Genomic DNA, 15,554 nt, shown 5'->3' with positions numbered 1-15,554 from the left:
GGTTGGTCGCGACATTGCCGCCCGCCACGGTGTTGTCGGTGGTTGCGGTGGCCAGGACGGCGCCGGAGGCGTCGTCGGGCACGCCCGAGTCGAAGCCGACCACCGGCAGCCCCTGGTCCTTGGCCCGGGTCAGGGCGTCCTGGACCGACACGGGCTGGCAGGCCGCCAGGGCGATGGCGGCGGGCTGCTGGTTGACGGCCGCCGCGAGCTGCTCGACCTGCTGGGCGACATTGGACTCCGCGTCGGGGCCGTTGGTCTCCAGGTCGACCCCGAGCTCGGCCGCGGCCGCCCGGGCACCCTTGAAGGCCGCCTGGTAGAACTGGTTCTGGTAGCTCTTGGAGATGACGATGACCTTCCGCCTGCCGGAGTCCTGGGAGCAGGCGGCCAGCGCCAGGGCCGCGGTCGTGGTCAGTGCCGCCGTGAGGGCTCCCCGCCGGCTCAGGGCCGCCGAGGCCGGGGCGGCCGGGGCCGGAGTCGCCGGGGCAGGAGTCATGAGGCTTGTTCGTGTCATGGCGCGCTCCTCAGCTGCGGCGCGATCGCCGGGAGCGGATGACGTCGAGCAGCACCGCCAGGACGACGACGACGCCGATGAGGACCTGCTGCCACTGGACGGGAAGTCCCATGGACAGCAGACCCGTCTTGAGTACGGAGATGACGAAGACCCCGATGATGGTCCCCCACAGGGACCCGATGCCCCCTGCCAGCGAGGTGCCGCCGATGACACAGGCGGCGATCGCGTACATCTCCTGGCCGTTGCCCGTCTGGGGCGTGATCGAGGAGAAGGTGGCGGCGTAGATGACGCCGGCCAGCCCGCAGGAGAACCCGTTGAGGACATAGACGAGGAACTTCCACCGCGAGACCACGACGCCGGAGAGTTCGACGGCCTCCTCGTTGGATCCGATGGCGTAGGTGTACCGGCCGAGCCAGGTGTGGGTGAGGATGAACCAGGCGATGTCGAAGAATCCGGCGAGCCACAGGACCCCGATGGGGAAGTTGTCCGCCTTGTACAGCACGGTCTTGAACCAGCCGTCCTGGGATCCCAGGCTCGGGTAGGTCTGGACCTGAGAGAAGACCGCGCACAGCCCCAGCGAGACGAACTGCATGCCCAGGGTGGCGATGAAGGGTGGCAGTCGGAAGAATCCGACGAGCACGCCGTTGGCCGCGCCGAAAGCCGTGCCCGTGATCAGGACGATGAGCAGGGACAGGAGGATCGGCAGGCCTCAGACGTTGTAGGCGACTCCGCCGATGAGGGCCGATCCGACCATGACCGTGCCCGAGGACAGGTCGATGCCGGCGGTGATGATGACGAAGGTCATCCCGATGGCCAGGAAGCCGATGTAGTAGGAGGAGTCGAGGATGGACACGAAGGTGCCGGTGGACAGGAAGTGGCTGCCGAAGATGGAGAAGAACACGTAGAGGATGAGCAGGGCGGCCAGCGCCATGATCTGCTGCATCGGTAGGGGCGTGGAGCGTCTGATGGTGGGGAGGTGGAGACTCATGCGGCCTGACCTTCTTCCTGCTTGGTCGGCAGTTCCATGATTGAGACGGGGGATGCTTGGGAGATGTCGACCTCGCCGGTCTTGCGCCCCTCACGCATGACGACGACACCGTCGGACAGGTGGAGGACCTCGTCGAGGTCCGAGGAGACCAGGAGGATGGACTTGCCGGCCGCGACGAGGTCGCGGATGAGCTGGTAGATCTCGGCGCGGGCGCCGATGTCGATCCCCCGCGTCGGCTCGTCGAAGATGAGGATCTCGACATCGCGCAGGAGCCACTTGGCCAGCACGACCTTCTGCTGGTTGCCTCCGGAGACGTTGCGCACCAGCTGGCCCGGGGAGGGGGTTCGGATCTGCAGGGACTCGATGTAGCGGCGGGCGGTGGCCTGGACCCTGCCCTCGCGCACGATAGGCCCCAGGCTCAGGCGGTCGTAGGAGGCCAGTGCGGTGTTGTCGGCGACCGACAGCCCGGTGACGAGCCCGTAGCGCTTGCGGTCCTCCGACAGGTAGGCGATGCCGGCGGCGATGGCGTCCCGGGGGCTGCGGAAGGACACCCGGCGTCCGTGGACGGTGATCGAGCCCGATGCCACCGGGTCGGCCCCCGCCACCAGGCGCATCGTCTCGGTGCGCCCGGCGCCCACGAGGCCCGCGAAGCCGAGGACCTCCCCGGCCCGTAGCTCGAAGGACACGTCCTTGACGACGCGGGAGGTCAGGTGGCTGGCGGCGAGCACGACCCCGGCGTCGGGCGGCACCGAGGAGCGGGCCTTGGGTGCGTTGATGACCTGGCGCCCGACCATGAGCTCGATGATCTGGTCGAGGCTGGTGTCGCCGGCCGTGAGGGTCCCGACGTTGGCGCCGTCGCGCAGGACGGTGATGCGGTCGGCGATGCTCATGACCTCGTGCATGCGGTGGGAGATGTAGATGATCGAGACCCCCCCCGGTCGCGCAGGCGGCCGACCCGGCGCAGGAGCTCGGCGCTGTCGGCCTCGGACAGGGAGTCGGTCGGCTCATCGAGGATGAGCACTTGGGGGGACGGGAAGGACAGTGCGCGGGCAATCTCGACGAGCTGGGCCTTGGAGACGCTGAGGTCGCGCAGCAGCGCCCGGGGCGAGACCCCGATGTCGTGCTCCTCGATGAGCCTGCCAGCGCGCTCATTGAGTACCCGGTCCGAGATGAGCAGGGAGTCGGACTCCCGGCCGATGAAGATGTTCTGGGCGACCGTGAGGTCGGCCATCATGTTGAGCTCCTGGTGGACGATCGAGATCCCGGCCTGCTGGGCGTCCCGGATCGACCGGAAACGCGCCGGGACGCCGTCGTACTCGTAGGTCCCGTCGAAGTCGGCGTGGATGCCGGTGAGGATCTTGACGAGGGCCGATTTGCCTGCGCCGTTCTCCCCGACCAGCGCGTGGACCTCTCCCGGTCGCAGATCGAAGGAGACCCCGATCAACGCGGTGACCCCTGGGAAGGTCTTGGAGACGTCGGTGAGCCGGAGTCGAGGGGGCCCTGGGTCTGGTCGTGCTTGTTGTGCCATGTCTGTGCTCCGTTGCGTGGCGGTGCCGGCCCGGCCGGCGCGCCTCGGGGCGCGCAGGCGGATGGTCGGCGGTGGGGCGCTCCGCAGTTGCGGTCGGGCCACGCGCACGATCGCCCTGCTCGTGGCCAGCGTCGACAACCCCTTCGCCGGGGAGATCCACCGCGGGGTGGAGGATGTCGCGCGCGCCCACGACGTGGCTGTGCTCGCCTCGAGCCTGGACGAGGAGCCCGAGCGGGAGGTCGCGGCGGTCGAGGACTCCATCCGCCGTCATGTCGACGGCATCATCGTCAACACAACGACCGCCGACGGCTCGGCCCTGCGCCGGGTCGCCCGTCTCGATGTGCCCATCGTCTTCGTCGACCGGACCCCGAGCGGCCCCGCCGTCGACTGCGTGACCTCCGACACCCGATCGGCCTCGCAGCGGGCGACCGCCCATCTCCTCCAGCGCGGCCACCGCCGGATCGTCCTGCTCACCGAGCGGCTTCACGTGGCCACCGCCGTCGAGAGGCGCCGGGGCTTTCTCGACGCCTACGCCGCTGCCGGCCTGGACGCCTCGGGGGCCCTGGTCCTGTCCGGGCTCGTCGGGGCCCAGGCGGCTCGCGCGGCCCTGGAGGAGGTCATGGCCTCGCCGCAGCCTCCCACCGCGGTGTTCAGCGGGCAGAACCTCCTGACCGAGGGAGCCGTCCACGCCCTGAGCGCCCTGGGTCTGCGCCGCACCGTCGCCCATGTGGGCTTCGACGACCTCCCGCTGGCCGACGTGCTCGACCCGGGCCTGACGGTCGTGCGCCAGCAACCGCGGACGATGGGGCGCCAGGCCGCCGAGCGGCTGTTCGCCAGACTGGCCGGGTCCACCGAGGGCCCTGAGCACCTCGTCGTGCCCACCGAGCTCGTGTGCCGGGGCAGCGGGGAGATTGGCTGCCCGGCGCACTGACCTCCGGTCCACGGAACGAGCGCCCCGTCCTGGTGGTCGGTTGTTGCTGAGTGACGGGCTTTGTGCAAGGGATATCGAATTGTAACCAGTGAGGCGTCAACGGTCAGCCGGTTCCGACCGCCGTGCCGGAGATTCGGAGTAGTATTGCCTGTGGCGTACCCAGCGCTGTTCCCACGTCAAGGATGATCGTTAGGACTCGACATGAGTGTTCCCTTACATGCCCCCGTTCCCGCTCCTCCTGCGATGAGGAGGCGCAGCAATACCCTCGGTGTTGTCGCCTTGGTCATGGCTGCCGTCGGCTTCCTCTTCGCTTGCGTTCCCGGGGCGCTCATCATCGGATGGATCCTCCTCCCGGTCTCCTTCATCTTGGGTATCGTGTCCCTATTCCGTCGCGGGGAGAGCCAATGGCAGGGCGTGACTGCCATCATCGTGTCCGTCCTGGGCACGGTCGTGGGCGGAGTTGTGTTCCTCGTCGTCGTGGCGGATGCTGTCGACGATGCCGCGGGTGGTGACTCCGAGGGATCGGTCGCCGTCGTCCGGACCAAGGACGCGGCCGACGTGGGGTCCGCTGCTGCGGGCTCGGCGGAGACGGAGGACGTTGTCGAGGCGTCGCCTGAGGCTGAGGCCGGCACCCGCGAGAACCCACTGCCGTTGGGGACTGAGATCTCTAGCGCGGAGTGGAAGGTGGTCGTCAACTCCGTCACCTTCGCCGCCAACGACGCCGTGCTTTCCGAGAACATGTTTAATGAGCAGCCTCCGGCGGGCGAGGAGTACATCCTCATCAATTATACTGTGACTTACATCGGAGATGATCCCGAGGGTCAGGTTCCGGCATGGGTCACGGTGAATTACGTGTCTCCCGACGGAGTGACCATTGATGGTCTCGACACGATGGCGGTCGCGCCCGATGCCATTGACACGATGACTACTCTCTATGCCGGTGGTACTGTGGAGGGCAATATTGTCTTGTCCATCCCCTCGGACCGCGCCACGGACGGCGTTATCGCGGTGGAACCCGGTCTGTTGGAGGACACGGTCTTCGTCGCCGTCCAGTAATCTGGCGGCTCGGTGCCCGTGGAGGTATGGGTGGAATTATTAACGCGGCCGTGCCGGCTGGGCCTTCGATGGCCTTGAGCGTCACCCCCGGGTGTTGCCCCCGCCTCGAGGCCGCTCGACCAGCCGCGACCAGAGCCGGGCCCGCCATGTCCGGCGGCCGGGTCGGCTCACGGTCCCGGTCGACACCCTCTCGGCGTTGTCGAGAAGATCCTCGACCACCGCGTCGTGCAGGGGCTCGACAACGGGGCGGAACAGCAGTCGCATCCGCCCCGTGGGCCGCCCGTGCAGCACGTGCCGCACGCGGCAGCGCCCGGCGTCCAGCTCGGTGATGCTCAGCTCGTGGAAGCCCTCGATACCGGTGGCCTGGCAGAAGGTGAAACGCACCCGGCGCCCGGGCTCGTGCTCGGAGACAACGTAGCGGATCGCGCCGTGCCCGCCGTCGGCCCCCACCTGGACCGGGCGGTCGAGGACCATCGGATCCCACCGCTCCGAGGGCCACAGGCGGTCGCCCGGACGGCCCAGACCGTCCAGGAGCGGGCCGAGGCGGTCGGCCGGTGCGGCGATGACGCGCTCATGGATGTTGTGGATCACGGTGGTCCTCCTCCGTCGTCAGACTCCAACCTAGATGATCGGTTCCACAGGGGTCGGCGGTTGCGGGCGGCCGGTGAGCCTCTGGCGGAGGCGCCGACGGAGTCGGCCGGTGGCACGATCGGATGACGACGTGGGGCGCCTTGGAGATCCGCGGTGATCCGCTGGCGCGTTGTGCCCGATAGCGTCATCGCCATCACCAGCAACACGGCCCGGCGACGGGCCAGGAGAGGAACACATAACGGACACCAAGGTCGTCCTGGTCACCGGGGCGAGCAGCGGCATCGGCTACGAGATCGCCTCGGGACTCGCCCGGGAGGGGCACCGCGTCTACGGCGGTGCACGCCGCGTCGAGCGGATGGAGCCGCTGCGCGCCCTCGGGGTGACCCCGCTCGCCCTCGACGTCATCGACGAGGACTCCTGCACCCGGGCCGTCGAGACCATTGTCGCCGCCGAGGGCCGAGTCGACATCCTGGTCAACAACGCCGGTTACGGCTCCTACGGGGCCATCGAGGACGTGCCGCTGGCCGAGGCCCGCCGTCTCCAGGGCGGTGCGCTCCCGCAGGCCGCGGACCCGCTACCTCGTGGGATTCGGAGCCAAGCCGCTCGTGGCGGTGCACGCGGTGCTGCCGGCACGCGTCTTCGACCGCCCTCCTGCGCGTGGCCACCGGCCTGCCGGTGGTCCCGCTGGCCGTGACCATGCGCGACCCCGGCGCCCCGGACGGGCAGGTCGCGGCCTTCCTCGGCACCGTGGCTCGGCGCGGCCAGGAGGACACGGTCTCCTTCGCCGAGCAGGACATGTCCGCACCCTTCATCACCCGCAACGACGCCATGTGGGCCTATGTCGAGCCCGAGATGCGGCGGCGGCTGGCGGACATGGGGCCGGGGGAGACCACATCGGCCCGCGTCGGGGCTGCTCTTGTCGAGCTCCTTGCCTCGGGGCACTGCGGGGTCGAGGACGTCGCCTTCCTCCTGGGCTACGCCGAGCCCAACTCCTTCCACCGCGCCTTCCGCACCTGGGCGGGGACGACCGTCGGCCAGTTCCGCGCCCACGGGAGCGGGGATGCCTCCGCGGCGCCGGCCGGCGTCTGAGGCGGCCTCCCGGGGGCGAGCACGCCTGCTGCCGGCCGCCGGGTGCGGCCGATCGCCGACGCCCGGTCAGCGGTGGTGCCTGAGCGGTTCGGTCACCGCCAGGCAACGCCTGGCCACAGTGCCCGCCGGGGTGCGGAAGCCCTCGTCAGACCACCACAGGATCGCCTCGACCACCGTCCCGGCCAGGTGGTGGCGCAGGAAGGAGTCCTCGCCGGGAGGGCGCGGTCCGCCTGAGGACAGCACGTCGGGGAAGATCGTGCCGACGCGCTCGGTCAGTGCCTGTCGCAGGCGCTGGACGAGGGGAGCGCCGGTCCCTCCGGCCAGGAGCGCGCGCACGGCCGAGCCCTCCTCGGCCACGTGGGTCAGCATGTGCTCGACGATGTCCACCGGTGCCCGTCGGGTGGTGAAGTCGTGGGTGACCTCCGGCGCGCTCGGGGCCAGGACGTGGTCGCAGATCGACACGACGACGAGGCCGAGGAGATCCTCCTTGGAGTGGAAGTGGGTGTAGAAGGTCGACCGGCCCACGTCGGCACGGTCGAGGATCTCCTGGACGGTCAGTCCGGCGTAGCCCTTCTCGCCGACCAGCTCGATGAAGGCTCGCTCGACGGCGCGACGTGTGCGCGCACGGCGGCGGTCCGGACGCCTAGGGCTGTCGATGGGGGTCACGTGGAGTCGCCTTGGTGGTGGTGCGGTGGAGCGGTGGCACGTGGCGGACAAAACGCCCCTGGTGTCCGGTGACGGACGGCAGGGGACATCTGTGCGTGGAGATGAGGGCCGCCGCGCGGTAGACCATGCCCATGGAGTCTGTCGAGTCGGTCGAGTCGGTCGAGTCCGTCGGGTCCATGGAGACCATGGTGTCAGACGGTCGGCCCGCCACGCGTTCATCGCCCGGTCCTGCGTCTTTGCGGCGGTATGTCGTCTGGGCGCTGCTCGCCGCCGCCCTGTACGCCCTGAGCACTCCGGTGGCCAAGACGCTCCTCGACGACGCCGAACCGGGTGTCCTGGCCGCGTTGCTCTACCTCGGTGCGGGCGGCGGCATGGCGGTCATCGCGCTTCTGCGTGCCCTGCCCGCAGGAGGTCGGCAGGGCCATGGCGCACGATCCCTGTCCAGGCAGGACCTTCCCTACGTCGTCGTCATGGTCGGTCTCGACATCCTCGCCCCGATCCTCCTCCTGTTCGGTCTGGATCGCGCCGAGGCGGCCAACGTCGCGCTGCTCAACAACTTCGAGATCGTAGCGACGACGGTGATCGCGGCACTGCTCTTCGGCGAGCGTCACGACCTGCGGCTGTGGGTGGGCATCGGCACGATCACCGCCGCCTGCGCCCTGTTGTCGCTCGACGGCGGTGGAGCGCTGCGCTTCTCCACGGGTTCGGTGCTCGTGCTGGCAGCCGCTTCCTGCTGGGGGCTTGAGAACAACTGCACCCAGCGGATCTCGGACAAGGACCCCGTCCAGATCGTCATCGTCAAAGGCCTGGGGTCGGGGAGTGGGGCGCTGGTCGTCGCCGCCCTGGCCGGTGAGCGGGTCCCCGGTGCGAGCACGATCGGTATCAGTCTGCTGCTCGGATTCCTGGCCTACGGGCTGTCCATCACCCTGTACGTCGCGGCGCAGCGAGGGCTTGGCGCCGCCCGAACCGCCGCCTTCTACGCGGTAGCCCCGTTCATCGGCGCCGGCCTGTCCTGGGTCTTGTTCCGCACGGCCCCGGGCCCGGCATTCCTCCTCGCGGTGGTGCTCATGGCGGTGGGGAGCAGGCTCGTCATGCCCACGGAGCAGTCCTCGTCTCGATAGCTTGGGGCTGGGCCCCGGATCTGGGACGCACTCGATCCAGCAGCTTCCGGGACACGGTGTTGACTGGCATGCCAGATGAGAGGAGGATCACTCCAACCTCATGGGAGACCCAACGATCGGGACGGCGTCTCCACCGACGCACAGTCGACGTGGCGGTTGAGAAGCAACGGCTGACAAGGAGCCACACGTGAAGCAGTTCGAGATCGACCACCTCGCGATTGTGAGGGCGGGCGCCCCAGAGTCCATGGTCCTGCTCAAGGGTGACGGGACCTTTCCACTGGCGGAGCCCTGCCGCATCGACGCCTACGGCGCCGGTGTGCGCCGCACTGTCAAGGGCGGTACCGGCTCGGGCGACGTCAACTCCCGCCACGTCGTCACCATCGAGGAGGGGCTGAGGAACGCCGGCTTCGAGATCACCACCGGGGCCTGGCTCGAGGGCTACGACGCCCTTGCCGACGCCGTCTACACCGACTTCGTCGCCGACCTCAAGGCTCGGGCCAAGGAGGCCGGCCAACCGGCCATCTTCTTCGGCATGGGCGCCGTGGCCCCGGCGCCCGTCGTCGACCTGCCCCTCGACGGCGACGGCGAGGTCGCGATCTATGTCCTGTCCCGCGACTCCGGAGAGGGCGCCGACCGTCGGCCGGAGGCCGGCGACGTCCTGCTCACCGACTCCGAGATCCGCGACATTCGCGCGCTCGAGGCCGCCGACAAGCCCTTCCTCCTCGTGCTCAACGTCGGCGGCCCCGTCGATCTGGGCCCCGTCAAGGACGTCGCCAACATCCTCATCGTCTCCCAGCTCGGCGCCGCCACCGGCGATCTCTTCGCCGACGTCCTGCTGGGCAAGGCCTACCCCTCGGGCAAGCTCGCCACGACCTGGGCCGCCTGGGAGGACTACCCCGCCGTTGGCACCTTCGGCGACCCCGACGACACCGAGTACCGCGAGGGCGTCTACGTCGGCTACCGCCACCTCGACTCGGTCGGCACCGAGCCTCTCTTCCCCTTCGGCCACGGTCTGGGCTGGACCTCCTTCGAGCTCGGCACCGCCACGGCCTCGATCGAGGGCTCCACGGTCACCGTGACCCTCCCGGTGGTCAACCGCGGCACGCACCCCGGCAAGGAGGTCGTCCAGGTCTACGTCTCCGTGCCCGCGGGCGACCTCGACCAGCCCTACCAGGCGCTCGCCGGCTTCACCAAGACCGCCGAGATCGCCGCCGGCGCCACCGCCGAGGCCACGGTCTCCTTCGACCTGACCGACCTGGCCTCCTACGACGAGGCCAAGGCCGCCACCGTCCTGGAGGCCGGCGACTACGTGGTCCGCGTGGGCAGCTCGAGCCGCGCCACCACGGTTGCCGGAGTCGTCGAGCTCGCCGAGACCGCCGTCGTGCGCGAGCTTCACGACGTCCTGGGCGACCCCGGCTTCACCGACTGGCGCCCGGAGTCGCCCGTCGCCGTCGACCTGCCCGCCGACGCCGTCCGTCTGGCCGTGGCGGCGGTCGACCTGCGCCGCGAGGACACCCAGCCCCCCGTCGAGCTGGCCGAGGAGCTCGAGTTCGTGCGCGGGCTCACCGACGACCAGCTGTCCTACCTCGTCCTGGGCGACTACGCCGAGGCGGCCGACAAGCAGTCGATCATCGGCCAGGCCGCCTCCTCCCTCATCGGTGCCGCCGGCCAGACCAGCACCCGCGTCGACGGCGTCCCGCCGCTGGTCATGCCCGACGGCCCTGCCGGCCTGCGCCTGACCCCCGAGGTCGGTGTCGACGAGCGCGGAGCCTTCCCGATCGGCAACGCCTTTGGCGGCCTCATGGGCGACCTCATGGACGATGACTCCCTGGCGGCCCTGGGCGCCGTCGAGGAGGACCGCACTCCCGACTCGACCTACGAGCAGTACGCGACCGCGATCCCCATCGGCACCGCCATCGCCCAGACCTGGAACCCCGCCCTCGCGGCCGTCTACGGCGACCTCGTGGGAGCCGAGATGGAGCATTTCGGCGCCCACCTGTGGCTCGCCCCCGCCTTCAACCTGCACCGCTCGATCCTGTGCGGACGCAACTTCGAGTACTTCTCCGAGGACCCGCTGCTGTCGGGCCGCATCGCCGCCGGCATCACCCGCGGCCTCCAGCAGCACCCCGGTCGCGGCGTCACCGTCAAGCACTTCGCCTTCAACAACCAGGAGACCAACCGCCTCAACTCCAACAGCCTCATCTCCAAGCGGGCCGCGCGCGACCTGTACCTGCGTTCCTTCGAGATCTGCGTCCGCGAGGCCCAGCCGCACGCCCTCATGACCTCCTACAACCTCATCAACGGCGTCCACACCTCGGAGTCGGCCGAGCTGCTCGAGACGATCCTGCGCAAGGAGTGGGGCTACGAGGGCCTGGTCATGACCGACTGGGTGGTGTACTCCATGACCCGCACCGACCTCAAGCACCCGCGCGCCGCCGCGGGCGCCACCGTCGCCGCCGGCAACGAGCTGTTCATGCCCGGCTGCGAGGAGGACCGCCAGGACGTCCTCGCAGCCCTGGCCGGCGGCTCGGAGTCCGGGGCGAGGCTGACCCGCGAGCGTCTCGAACGGCAGGCGGCCCGCGTCGTGCGCATGTCCTGGAGGCTTGCACGCTGAGCCTGTCGTCCCGGGGGCCCGGGCCAGGTACATTCCCGAACCCTCCTGGCCCTCGGCCCCCGGGTTTCGCCTCCCGGCTTTTGTCTACCGTCCCGGGCTACTTGACCTTACGGATCGGGATGACGAGGAGGCCGCCAATGATCGCGCAGACCCCCGCCATATAGCACAGGGCAGGGTAGTTGGTCTTGTCCGCCGACCCGATCCCCAGGAAGAAGGGGGCGAGGTAGGGTGCCAGCGACTGGGGCAGGGCGTTGGCGATGTTGAACACCCCGAGGTCCTTGCCGGCGTTGTCCGGGTTGGGCAGGACGTCGACGACGAGGGCGAGGTCCACAGCGATGTAGACGCCGTAGGCGAGCCCCATGACGGCCTCGACAGCGTAGAACATGGGCAGCGTTGTCGTGTGCGCCAGCATGACGACGCCGATGCCGAATAGCACCGAGGCGAGCAGGACGAAGATCTTACGACGGCGGAATCTGTCCGACAGGATCCCGCCGACGAAGCTCGCTCCGATGAGCGCGATCGAGTAGATGAACACCGAGATGGTCACTGCCCGGGTCGCCTGGGCCATGTCGAGATCGACCCGGTGGATGAGGTACATGAGGCGGTAGGTGGTGAAGGCGAAGGAGCAGAAGGTGATGAGGAACCTGCCCCACCAGGCCAGGGCGTAGTCGGGGTGGGCGACCGGGTTGACCCAGAAGGTCCGGAGCATGTCGATGAGGCGGAAGGGCGCGGGGCGCACGGGCAGTGGCTTGTCCGGCAGGACGAAGGCGAAGTAGACCATGAACAGGACGGCCGGGATCGCCGGAACGATGAACAGGATCGTGAGATGGTCGCGCAGGACCTCGGCCAGGAAGGTGGCGACGAGAACCGCGGATGGAGATCCACGAAGAGATGCGGGCCCGCTGGAAGGCGGGGACCTGATCGGACAGGACGGCGACGAAGGGGGCCAGGGTGGCGTTGGCGCCGATCTGGGCGGTGAGCCAGCCGAGGGCCACGAGCGGCACCGTGTTGAACAGCCCCATGATGCACAGGCCCACCGTCATCGCCAGGATGCCGATGACCAACCAGGGCCGGCGCCGTCCCCACCGCGAGGTGGTGCGGTCCGAGATCTGGCCGAAGACGACGTTGGCGACGACCGCCCCCAGCGCCCCCAGGCCCGCGATCGTCGAGATCGCGGAGGCCTGAGCGGCGGTGTCATCGGGGAACATATTGATCGCCTTGACCTGAATTCCCACGATGGCGGGTCCCATGAGGGCGATGAAGAACAAGAGCTGCGCCAGCAGGTAGGCCGCCACGATATGCGGTCGGACGGCCTTGGTCGGCGGCGCGAAGTACTCGTCGATCTCTTCCCGGGTCGCGGCGGTGCCCCGGTTCGACGGGATGTGCGTGGTCATGGGGTCTCCTCGTTGAGACGGTGTATCTCGGATAGCTCGGGTGGGTGGGGTGCGGTCGTGTCACCGGTCGCCGGTGTTCCTGATCAAGGAAGCGAGGTGGCAGTGGGATGAACGAAACCCAGCGGTGCGGAGCGTTGTGGCGGGGTACCGGGGTGTGGTCGGTCTGGCCCGTCCCCGGAGCAGGGGCCCGGTCGGGTACGAGGGCGGGTGTCGGATGTCTGGGATCGTGGACAGATGCAGGGGTGCGGGGCACGATGAGGCACCGACCAGGTGCCATCGCATGAGAGCAACCGCAGCAACCATGATCCATCACACCGGGCGGCCCGGGTGGTCGTTTGGCGCCCTGAGATGCGATGTACCGAAATACGGACCGTCGCCGTCGACAGCCTCGGCCTCGCGCACCACCGGGCCCCAGCGCGGTGAGCGCCCGGGCCCGCCGCGGGGCACAATGCCGGGGTGAATGACTACCTCACCCGCGAGATGAGCGCGCCGGTGCCCGGGGCCGGTGAACCCGGAGTGCTGGGGCCCACGGTCCAGGCCCTCGTCTACGTCCCCCGCGCGGCGGCCGCCGGGCGCACCCGCGCCCCGCTGGTCGTGTGCTGCCACGGCCTGGGGGAGTCCGGTCTGCGCGTGGCACCGGTTGCCCAACGGTTGGCGGCGGCAGGCGCCGTCACCGTCTGCCCCACCTTTCGCGGCGGGGGCGCCCCCACCGCCGGGGCCACCACCGGGATGTCGGTGCTCACCGAGCTGGCCGACCTCGAGGCGATCCTGGCCACGGCCTGGTCATGGCCGTTCGTCGACACCGGCCGTACCGCCTTGTTCGGCCGCTCCCTGGGCGGCCTCGTCGCCACTCTCGCGGCGGCCCGTCGCCCCGCCCAGGTGGCGGCCCTCGTCCTGTGGTACCCGGCTCTGCGTGCACCGGCGGGACTGCGGGCCCGTTTCGCCACCCCCGCGGCGGTCCCGCAGACCTTCAGCCACGCCGTCGACAACGGGCAGATGGTCCTGGGACGCCGGTACGCCCAGGACATGTGGGGACTCGACGTCGATGCCCAGCTGTCGGCCCTGCGCCGCCCGGTGCTGCTCGTCCACGGCGAGCTCGACCGTGACGTGCCGATCGAGGTCTCCGAGGCGGCGCTGCGGGCCCTGCCGGATGCTCGCCTCATCCCCGTACCCGGCGCCGGGCACGGCTTCGGAGGGGAGCGCTTCGAGTCGGCAGTCAAGGCCTCGGCCGAGTTCCTGTCCTGGGCGGGCGTCCTCGAGGACTGATCGGTGGCTGGTGCCCGGCGTGCCATATCTCCCGATCTGGAGGTGTCATATGTCCCGAACCCGAGGTGACATAAGGCCCGATCTCGCGGGGGAGGAGGGCGTGGGAGGATCGGTTCCTGTGAACGACCGCCCAGCCGCGCCAGCCGGATCTACGCAGCCGCCTTCTGGTCCCCCGCAGCCGCCGGCCGGACCCCTGCCGCCGCCGTCGGCGGCCGACAACCCCATCCTCCTCCAGGGATTCGCCTGGGACCTGCCGGCCGACTCCTCCCACTGGAGGCTCCTGACCGACAACGCCGACCTCCTGGCCAGCGCCGGGGTGAGCGCCATCTGGCTGCCGCCGGCCTACAAGGGGCAGGCCGGCGCCGCGGACGTCGGCTACGGGGTCTACGACCTGTACGACCTGGGTGAGTTCGACCAGAAGGGAACCATCGCCACCAAGTACGGGACGAGGGATGAGTACCTCGCCGCCGTCCGGGCGCTGCACGAGGCGGGCATGACAGTGCTGGCCGACATCGTCCTCAACCACCGCATGGGCGCCGACGCCCTGGAGGAGGTGATGGCGGTCGAGGTCGACCCGGCCGACCGCACCCGCCGCCTGTCCGGACCCACGACGGTCAAGGCATGGACCCGCTTCATCTTTCCCGGCCGCGGTGGCGCCTACTCCGAGGCCACCTGGGACTGGCGCTGCTTCACCGGCGCCGACTGGGACGACATCGAGGGGCGCGCGGGGGTGTGGCTCTTCGAGGGCAAGGAGTGGGACGACCAGGTCACCGCCGAGCACGGCAACTTCGACTACCTCATGGGCGTCGATGTCGACCTGGCCGACCCGCGGGTCATCGCCGAGCTGACCCGTTGGGGCCGGTGGTTCCTGGAGACCACCGGGGTCGACGGCGTGCGCCTGGACGCCCTCAAGCACATGTCCTGGGACTTCTACCGGAGCTGGCTGCCCGAGATGCGCCGCTCCACCGGCACGGCGCTGCCCGCGGTCGGGGAGTACTGGTCGGGCGACGTCGCCGAGCTGCGCGCCTACCTCGGCCCGGACCCGGTCATGAGCCTGTTCGACACCCCGCTGCACTTCCAGCTCCACCGGGCCTCCTGCTCGGGGGGAGAGGTGGACCTGTCGCGCCTCTTCGAGGGCACGCTCGTTGAGCAGGACCCCGCCCACGCGGTCACCTTCGTCGACAACCACGACACCCAGCCCGGCCAGTCCCTCCAGTCGGCCGTCGCACCGTGGTTCAAGCCTGCCGCCTACGCCCTCATCCTCCTGCGGGCCCAGGGCACCCCCTGCGTCTTCTGGGGCGACCTTTTCGGGACCCCCGAGACCGGGGACATCCCGGCCGTCACCGACCTGCCCATGCTCATGCAGGCCCGTCGGCGCCTGGCCCACGGCCCCCAGCACGACGCCTTCGCGGCCCCCGACCTCATCGCCTTCGCCCGCGAGGGCGACCAGGACCACCCCGCCTCGGGCGTGGCTGTCGTCGTCTCGGACCGCAGGGCCGCGACCTGCCGGGTCGAGGTCGGCGTCAGGCACGCCGGTGGCACCTGGGTGAGCGTCATCGGCGGGCACGGGGCGGTCGTCGTCGAGGAGGACGGCACCCTCGAGCTGCCGGTGTCCGACGGCGGGCTGTCGGTCTACGTCCCGCAGGCCGCCGAGCCGCTGCTCGCCCGGGATCTCCACCTGCTGACCACCGTGCGCTGAGTCCGGGCCCGCCCTTCCCCGCACCGGGGCCGGCGCTACCCCGCCGTGGCAGGCGCGAGTAGGGTCGTTCCAGGCGCCCGCACCGGGCGCCCCCGCAAGC

Annotated in this window: 15 protein-coding genes and 2 pseudogenes; 8 read left to right on the top strand and 9 right to left on the bottom strand. The window is 70.0% G+C overall.

Features of this window, described 5'->3' with window-relative positions; genetic code table 11:
* Window positions 1-10 precede the first annotated feature (10 nt).
* The 5 genes and pseudogenes from Q4C85_RS11720 to Q4C85_RS01520 form a co-directional block, all read right to left on the bottom strand.
* Window positions 11-493 (bottom strand): annotated as a pseudogene (locus tag Q4C85_RS11720) (substrate-binding domain-containing protein); the annotation flags it as partial.
* Window positions 494-521: 28 nt separating this feature from the next.
* On the bottom strand, window positions 522-1,199 hold the full coding sequence (locus tag Q4C85_RS01535; RefSeq protein ID WP_368501399.1) for an ABC transporter permease: 678 nt from the start codon (window positions 1,197-1,199) through the stop codon (window positions 522-524).
* A gap of 21 nt (window positions 1,200-1,220) precedes the next feature.
* Window positions 1,221-1,499 (bottom strand): hypothetical protein, encoded by a 279-nt coding sequence (locus Q4C85_RS01530; protein WP_303138900.1) that lies wholly within the window; start codon window positions 1,497-1,499, stop codon window positions 1,221-1,223.
* On the bottom strand, window positions 1,496-2,389 hold the full coding sequence (locus tag Q4C85_RS01525) for an ATP-binding cassette domain-containing protein (protein ID WP_303138898.1): 894 nt from the start codon (window positions 2,387-2,389) through the stop codon (window positions 1,496-1,498). Before Q4C85_RS01525 ends, Q4C85_RS01530 begins: the two co-directional genes overlap by 4 nt.
* The gene (locus Q4C85_RS01520; protein ID WP_303138896.1) at window positions 2,386-3,027 is read right to left on the bottom strand and encodes an ATP-binding cassette domain-containing protein; all 642 of its coding nucleotides are present in this window, start codon (window positions 3,025-3,027) and stop codon (window positions 2,386-2,388) included. The genes Q4C85_RS01525 and Q4C85_RS01520 overlap by 4 nt, the downstream gene beginning before the upstream one ends.
* Between Q4C85_RS01520 and Q4C85_RS01515 the strand changes: the two genes are divergently transcribed.
* Together Q4C85_RS01515 and Q4C85_RS01510 are read left to right on the top strand one after the other, a co-directional pair.
* Window positions 3,026-3,958 carry a substrate-binding domain-containing protein gene (locus Q4C85_RS01515; RefSeq protein WP_303138895.1) on the top strand — a complete coding sequence of 311 codons (933 nt, stop codon included), beginning with the start codon at window positions 3,026-3,028 and terminating at the stop codon, window positions 3,956-3,958. The two genes, Q4C85_RS01520 and Q4C85_RS01515, sit on opposite strands and share 2 nt — an antisense overlap.
* 201 nt (window positions 3,959-4,159) lie before the next feature.
* On the top strand, window positions 4,160-5,014 hold the full coding sequence (locus Q4C85_RS01510) for a hypothetical protein (protein ID WP_303138893.1): 855 nt from the start codon (window positions 4,160-4,162) through the stop codon (window positions 5,012-5,014).
* An 81-nt stretch (window positions 5,015-5,095) separates the two neighbouring features.
* Here the strand turns inward: Q4C85_RS01510 and Q4C85_RS01505 are convergent, their stop codons facing one another.
* Window positions 5,096-5,605 carry an SRPBCC family protein gene (locus Q4C85_RS01505; RefSeq protein WP_303138891.1) on the bottom strand — a complete coding sequence of 170 codons (510 nt, stop codon included), beginning with the start codon at window positions 5,603-5,605 and terminating at the stop codon, window positions 5,096-5,098.
* A 169-nt stretch (window positions 5,606-5,774) separates the two neighbouring features.
* Between Q4C85_RS01505 and Q4C85_RS01500 the strand changes: the two genes are divergently transcribed.
* Both Q4C85_RS01500 and Q4C85_RS01495 read left to right on the top strand, forming a co-directional pair.
* Window positions 5,775-6,299, top strand: coding sequence for an SDR family NAD(P)-dependent oxidoreductase (locus Q4C85_RS01500; protein ID WP_303138889.1), 525 nt, complete (start codon window positions 5,775-5,777; stop codon window positions 6,297-6,299).
* Window positions 6,263-6,694 (top strand): AraC family transcriptional regulator, encoded by a 432-nt coding sequence (locus Q4C85_RS01495; protein WP_303138887.1) that lies wholly within the window; start codon window positions 6,263-6,265, stop codon window positions 6,692-6,694. The genes Q4C85_RS01500 and Q4C85_RS01495 overlap by 37 nt, the downstream gene beginning before the upstream one ends.
* 66 nt (window positions 6,695-6,760) lie before the next feature.
* On the opposite strand, the gene Q4C85_RS01490 is transcribed toward Q4C85_RS01495, so the two are convergent.
* Window positions 6,761-7,360 (bottom strand): TetR/AcrR family transcriptional regulator, encoded by a 600-nt coding sequence (locus tag Q4C85_RS01490; RefSeq protein ID WP_303138885.1) that lies wholly within the window; start codon window positions 7,358-7,360, stop codon window positions 6,761-6,763.
* A gap of 131 nt (window positions 7,361-7,491) precedes the next feature.
* Here Q4C85_RS01490 and Q4C85_RS01485 point away from each other — a divergent pair, with 131 nt between their 5' ends.
* Window positions 7,492-8,481 (top strand): DMT family transporter, encoded by a 990-nt coding sequence (locus tag Q4C85_RS01485; RefSeq protein ID WP_303138883.1) that lies wholly within the window; start codon window positions 7,492-7,494, stop codon window positions 8,479-8,481.
* Window positions 8,482-8,668: 187 nt separating this feature from the next.
* Window positions 8,669-11,095: a glycoside hydrolase family 3 protein gene (locus Q4C85_RS01480; RefSeq protein ID WP_303138882.1), complete on the top strand. Its 2,427-nt coding sequence runs from the start codon at window positions 8,669-8,671 to the stop codon at window positions 11,093-11,095.
* Between the two features lie 97 nt (window positions 11,096-11,192).
* Here the strand turns inward: Q4C85_RS01480 and Q4C85_RS01475 are convergent, their stop codons facing one another.
* Window positions 11,193-11,876 (bottom strand): MFS transporter, encoded by a 684-nt coding sequence (locus Q4C85_RS01475; RefSeq protein ID WP_368501394.1) that lies wholly within the window; start codon window positions 11,874-11,876, stop codon window positions 11,193-11,195.
* 154 nt (window positions 11,877-12,030) lie between these two features.
* A pseudogene (locus tag Q4C85_RS11715) lies at window positions 12,031-12,303 on the bottom strand (MFS transporter); the annotation flags it as partial.
* A 642-nt stretch (window positions 12,304-12,945) separates the two neighbouring features.
* Here Q4C85_RS11715 and Q4C85_RS01465 point away from each other — a divergent pair.
* Both Q4C85_RS01465 and Q4C85_RS01460 read left to right on the top strand, forming a co-directional pair.
* Window positions 12,946-13,755 (top strand): S9 family peptidase, encoded by an 810-nt coding sequence (locus Q4C85_RS01465; protein ID WP_303138879.1) that lies wholly within the window; start codon window positions 12,946-12,948, stop codon window positions 13,753-13,755.
* 193 nt (window positions 13,756-13,948) lie between these two features.
* Window positions 13,949-15,454: an alpha-amylase gene (locus Q4C85_RS01460; protein ID WP_303139061.1), complete on the top strand. Its 1,506-nt coding sequence runs from the start codon at window positions 13,949-13,951 to the stop codon at window positions 15,452-15,454.
* The last annotated feature ends 100 nt before the right edge of the window (window positions 15,455-15,554 follow it).

It is taken from the genome of Actinomyces sp. (assembly GCF_030524025.1).
GTDB lineage: Bacteria > Actinomycetota > Actinomycetes > Actinomycetales > Actinomycetaceae > Actinomyces.
The sequence above is the reverse complement of the archived record's forward strand: the minus strand, read 5'-3'. Positions and strand labels throughout refer to the sequence as shown.

What these genes read in the sequence shown, in the direction of transcription:
- Q4C85_RS01485 (WP_303138883.1), top strand. Translation starts at nt 7,492, where the DNA reads ATGGAGTCTGTCGAGTCGGTCGAGTCGGTCGAGTCCGTCGGGTCCATG.
- Q4C85_RS01475 (WP_368501394.1), bottom strand. Translation starts at nt 11,876, where the DNA reads ATGGTCTACTTCGCCTTCGTCCTGCCGGACAAGCCACTGCCCGTGCGC.
- Q4C85_RS01510 (WP_303138893.1), top strand. Translation starts at nt 4,160, where the DNA reads ATGAGTGTTCCCTTACATGCCCCCGTTCCCGCTCCTCCTGCGATGAGG.
- Q4C85_RS01520 (WP_303138896.1), bottom strand. Translation starts at nt 3,027, where the DNA reads ATGGCACAACAAGCACGACCAGACCCAGGGCCCCCTCGACTCCGGCTC.
- Q4C85_RS01525 (WP_303138898.1), bottom strand. Translation starts at nt 2,389, where the DNA reads ATGAGCATCGCCGACCGCATCACCGTCCTGCGCGACGGCGCCAACGTC.
- Q4C85_RS01530 (WP_303138900.1), bottom strand. Translation starts at nt 1,499, where the DNA reads ATGAGTCTCCACCTCCCCACCATCAGACGCTCCACGCCCCTACCGATG.
- Q4C85_RS01515 (WP_303138895.1), top strand. Translation starts at nt 3,026, where the DNA reads ATGTCTGTGCTCCGTTGCGTGGCGGTGCCGGCCCGGCCGGCGCGCCTC.